General features: G+C 41.8%; 5 protein-coding genes. All 5 read right to left on the bottom strand.

Annotation, left to right across the window (positions count from 1 at the left end):
* Positions 1-185 precede the first annotated feature (185 nt).
* From UB32_RS20535 to UB32_RS15225, 5 genes are read right to left on the bottom strand one after another with little or no spacing between them, the layout of a single operon-like run.
* Complete coding sequence (locus tag UB32_RS20535) at positions 186-326, bottom strand: hypothetical protein (RefSeq protein WP_277813892.1); 141 nt, start codon at positions 324-326, stop codon at positions 186-188.
* 34 nt (positions 327-360) lie between these two features.
* Positions 361-1,380 carry a LacI family DNA-binding transcriptional regulator gene (locus UB32_RS15240; RefSeq protein ID WP_044395178.1) on the bottom strand — a complete coding sequence of 340 codons (1,020 nt, stop codon included), beginning with the start codon at positions 1,378-1,380 and terminating at the stop codon, positions 361-363.
* A gap of 58 nt (positions 1,381-1,438) precedes the next feature.
* The gene (gene pgmB, locus UB32_RS15235; RefSeq protein ID WP_044395176.1) at positions 1,439-2,143 is read right to left on the bottom strand and encodes a beta-phosphoglucomutase; all 705 of its coding nucleotides are present in this window, start codon (positions 2,141-2,143) and stop codon (positions 1,439-1,441) included.
* Entirely contained in the window at positions 2,144-2,974 is an 831-nt protein-coding gene (locus tag UB32_RS15230; RefSeq protein WP_044395174.1) for a carbohydrate ABC transporter permease, read from the bottom strand.
* A complete protein-coding gene (locus tag UB32_RS15225) occupies positions 2,974-3,855 on the bottom strand; it encodes a carbohydrate ABC transporter permease (RefSeq protein WP_241768522.1) in 882 nt (293 codons plus the stop codon). Before UB32_RS15225 ends, UB32_RS15230 begins: the two co-directional genes overlap by 1 nt.
* Positions 3,856-4,112: the final 257 nt, after the last annotated feature.

Here is a 4,112-nt window from a genome sequence, read left to right as displayed (position 1 = left end):
TCTCCCACCTACTCATTGGGCTTTAGCCCTTCCCATTCCTTGAGGATGGGAGACTTCTTTCGGAAATCCGTTAAATAGATCTCTTGAATCGGGAGCACATTCACTATCCCAGTACTTGCTCCAGTGCCAATGACGGTCAGCACTTGGCTGTCGGGCCTTGCGAGATGTCGGGCTAAGATGGCACTTTAGGCGCCGGTTCTCAATCGTGTCAGATAAGAAGCGGACAGTAAGCTTCTATGTCTTCCTGTTTGTAGTTCTGTGAGTAAAATGGCTCCTTGTGTGGTGGGAAGATCAGCTGAACTCTTATCAGGAAAAATCGAGACAATTTTGGTCGCGCCCTTGCAGTCATTATCTTGTCAACTATAATTTCGACGACACACTCCCTCGCTCGATGAACAAATGTTCAACCGTGATGTTCTGACTGGTTTTTTCACCATTCATAATCTTTTGGAGCAACAGTGCCGTTTGCTTTCCCATTTCAAAAAAATCCTGCTGGATTGTTGTAAGTGGGGGCTGGGTAAACTCACTAATTAAAATTCCATCGAATCCAGTAACGGAAATATCTTCGGGGATTTTAAGCCCTTGCTCCTTGACAGCTTTCATGACCCCCAGTGCCATAAGGTCACTGAAACATAAAAACGCCGATGGAGTTTTATGCTGTAACAGTTCTTTAGTCAGTTGGTACGCCTTATCCTCGAAAAAATCACCATAAATGATATCTTCTTCAGATAGTTCCTTTCCTTGTTCACGAAATGCTTCCTTAACGCCGGACAGCCGTTCCGCGTTCACCCACGCTTCTGCCTTGCCAGCGACAATGACGATGTCTTTATGGTTCCGCTCCAACAAGTAAAGAGCTATTCCTTTGCTTGCTTCGAAATTGTTGATCGACACAGAACCGACTAATGCGCTCTCTTTCTCTAATTTCACATCCAATACAACACATGGGATATTAGAATCGATCAGTTCAAGAAAGAAGGGGTCATCAATGCGAATTCCTGACAAGACTGCCCCGCCTATATTTCTTTCCTTACAAAAGGCTGCATAGCTCTTCTGCTTCTGCTTTTGCGAATCAATCATGTATATCGCAAGTTCATGCTGGGATTGTTCCACCGCTGCATAAACACCCTTAAAAAGCTGGAAGGAGTTTGTGTTGTCTTTGATGCCACTTTCAAAAAAACCTGAGGTAATCAGGCCAATAGTGTTCTGTTTTTTGGATGACAAATTTTTTGCAACCAGATTGGGAGAATAGTCCAGCTCCTTCGCAACATTTAAAATTAGCTTTTTTGTTTTTTCACTAATATCAGGGTAATCATTAAATGCCTTTGAGACCATGCTGATCGATACCCCTGCTTTTTTAGCCACATCTTTAATAGTAGCCATCTACAACCATCTCCTGCTGAGCCTTTTTCCTGTATTATCAAAGAAGCCTATCTCCCTGTCAATAATCTCTCGCATGGATGTTGAACATACCATTCAATCGTTCCAGCGTTAATTCTGCTGTGCTTTCAAGTACTAAATTTGCTCCAGCCTCCTTCATGATATCCAAAGTACCTACCCCAATAGAAAACATTCCTGCGTCCCGAATAGATTGCAATCCGGCAATGGAATCTTCAATACCAACACAATTACGTGGATTGACTGATAACTTCTCAGCTGCTGAAAGGAAAATATCAGGTGCCGGCTTTCCTTTGGCTACCTTTTCAGGATCGGCAACGACCTGGAAAAATTCCGTTATCTGCAATGCATCTAGAATCGATGGGGCATTCTTGCTAGCAGAAGCCAGGCCAATCTTGATATGATTCTTTTTTAGTTCCTCGAGAAACTTTCTGATACCGGGAAAAATATTCTCGGGTGTCATCTGTGTCAAAAGCTGGACATAGTACTTATTTTTACGCTGTGCAAGCTCCACTTTCTCTTTTTCAGTAAAAGTATGTGCGATTCCTCCCATGTCAAGAATCCGTTCAAGGCTTTCCATCCGGCTAATACCCTTTAATTCCTCATTGAATTCTTTGTTGATGTGAATCCCGATGCTTTTGGCCAATTCGCTCCATGCTAGGAAATGCCACTCTGCTGTATCAGTGATCACTCCATCTAAATCGAAAATAACTGCTTTTAAATTCAATTTCTGTTCTCCTTTATCCATTTATTTTACGCCTGCTGTCTGATTATTTGTCTGAATGAAGTATTTGTTCAGAATGATATAGATAATGAAAATTGGGATGATGGAAATCAGTGACCCTGCCATAATAACATCCCATGCAGTAGCATTCTTGAATTGTTTTGCCAGTGCGTTCAATCCCTGTGTCAGCATGTAACGGTCTGGACTGGAAATGAACAGGAGCGGTTTCATAAATTCATTCCATACTCCCATAAAAACAAATACTGCCTGGGTTGCAACCGCTGCCTTAGCATTTGGAAGGACAACCCGAAAGAACGTTCCGATCCTCGACAGCCCGTCCATCGTTGCAGCTTCCTCCACATCTCTCGGAAAGTTGACAAAGAACTGGCGCATCATGAAAATATAGCCAATATTAAACATTGTTGTGAGGATTATCGACCAATGACTGTCCACCAAGCCTAATTTTGAAACAACTATATACAATGGAATCATGGTTACCTGTGAGGGAATCATAATCAAGGCTAATAGCGCACTGAACAGAACTTTTTGGCCTTTGAAATCAATTCTTGCAAGTGCATATCCTGCCATCGTGTTAACCACCAGATTAATTAGCGTGGTTACGAGCGCTACGAACAAGGAATTCATCACCCACGTTGGGAGCTGAGAATCAAAAACTTTTTCATATCCAGCAGTACTCCACTCTTGTGGAAAGAAAGTACCGCCACTGGCAATTTCCGCTGTGGTCTTAAATGAAGTCAAGATACTCCAAAGAAACGGGACAAGGGTCAAAAGTGAATACCCTATAAGCAAAGCATACACAATCGCCTTCATTTTACTGCTCTTACCATTTCTCATTACCCATTCACCTCATCTGCTTTGAGTAGTTTGTTTACAATGTATGTTACGGTGAAAATAATAGCTCCCAAGACAAACGCCAGTGCTGTGGCGCGTCCCATATCATTACTGTTGAATGCCAATTGATAAATATATAGGGAGAATGTCAGGGTTGAATTTTGCGGTCCACCTGTACCATTCGAGATTATAAATGCCTGGTCAAAAATCTGGAAACATCCAACCAAGCCCATTGTAACAACATAAAAAGTGATTGGCATTATCTGTGGGACAGTTACATGACGGAATTGTTTAAAAGCTGAAGCACCATCAAGTGAGGCTGCCTCATACAAACTGTCAGGGATATCCTGTAAGCCTGATAAGAATACGATCATAAAGTGTGGGACAGTTGAAAAGATATTCATAATCATAATGACGGTCAGTGCCAGACTGGGATCAGTCAGGAATTCCAACCTTATGCCAAATAGATCGTCAATTGTATTGACAACAAGCCCGTTATTATTGAAGAGCCACATAAAAATCAACGTCATAGCCGAAGATGAGGTCAAAGTAGGAATGAACATGACCGTCAGGAATCCACGGCTGAATTTTACCTTATTATTCAATAATGCGGCAAGAGCCAATGCGATGATCGTTTGTATTGGAACGACAACCAATACATACTTGAATGTATTATAGAATGAAGCCCAAAATTTTGGGTCTTCGAATATTTTTCCAAAGTTATCCAAACCAATGAAATTCCTTGTCCCCGCCAGCATATCCACCTTAAAAAACATCAGGAAAAAAGCATAAACAACTGGGACGATCGTAAAGAAAAGGATGGCTAGCAAAGCAGGCATCATAAATGAATACCCTTGAAGATTTTGATGGCGTTTGCTGTTCACTTCGTTCACCTCGTTTAAGTAGGCATTATTCTTTCATTAAATATCTGTAGTTTCATTCTTCGCTGTTGAACCATCCCAGCCATTCTATAGGGATTTTAAAGTTACCTCAAACGGCAACCATTCATGCCAAGCAGCTAAAATCAAATACTCACTAAAAACATTTATATCAAGGACGACCAATAATAAGAAAAGCGCAAGCGCCTTGGTCAGCCCCGACAAGCGCTGGAGGGCCTGACAGTGAAGTCGTTCTTTGACTT

It is taken from the genome of Mesobacillus subterraneus, from assembly GCF_000934845.1.
Lineage (GTDB): Bacteria > Bacillota > Bacilli > Bacillales > Cytobacillaceae > Mesobacillus > Mesobacillus stamsii.
Note: the sequence above shows the minus strand (reverse complement) of the source record. Positions and strands in the feature narration are given on the sequence as shown.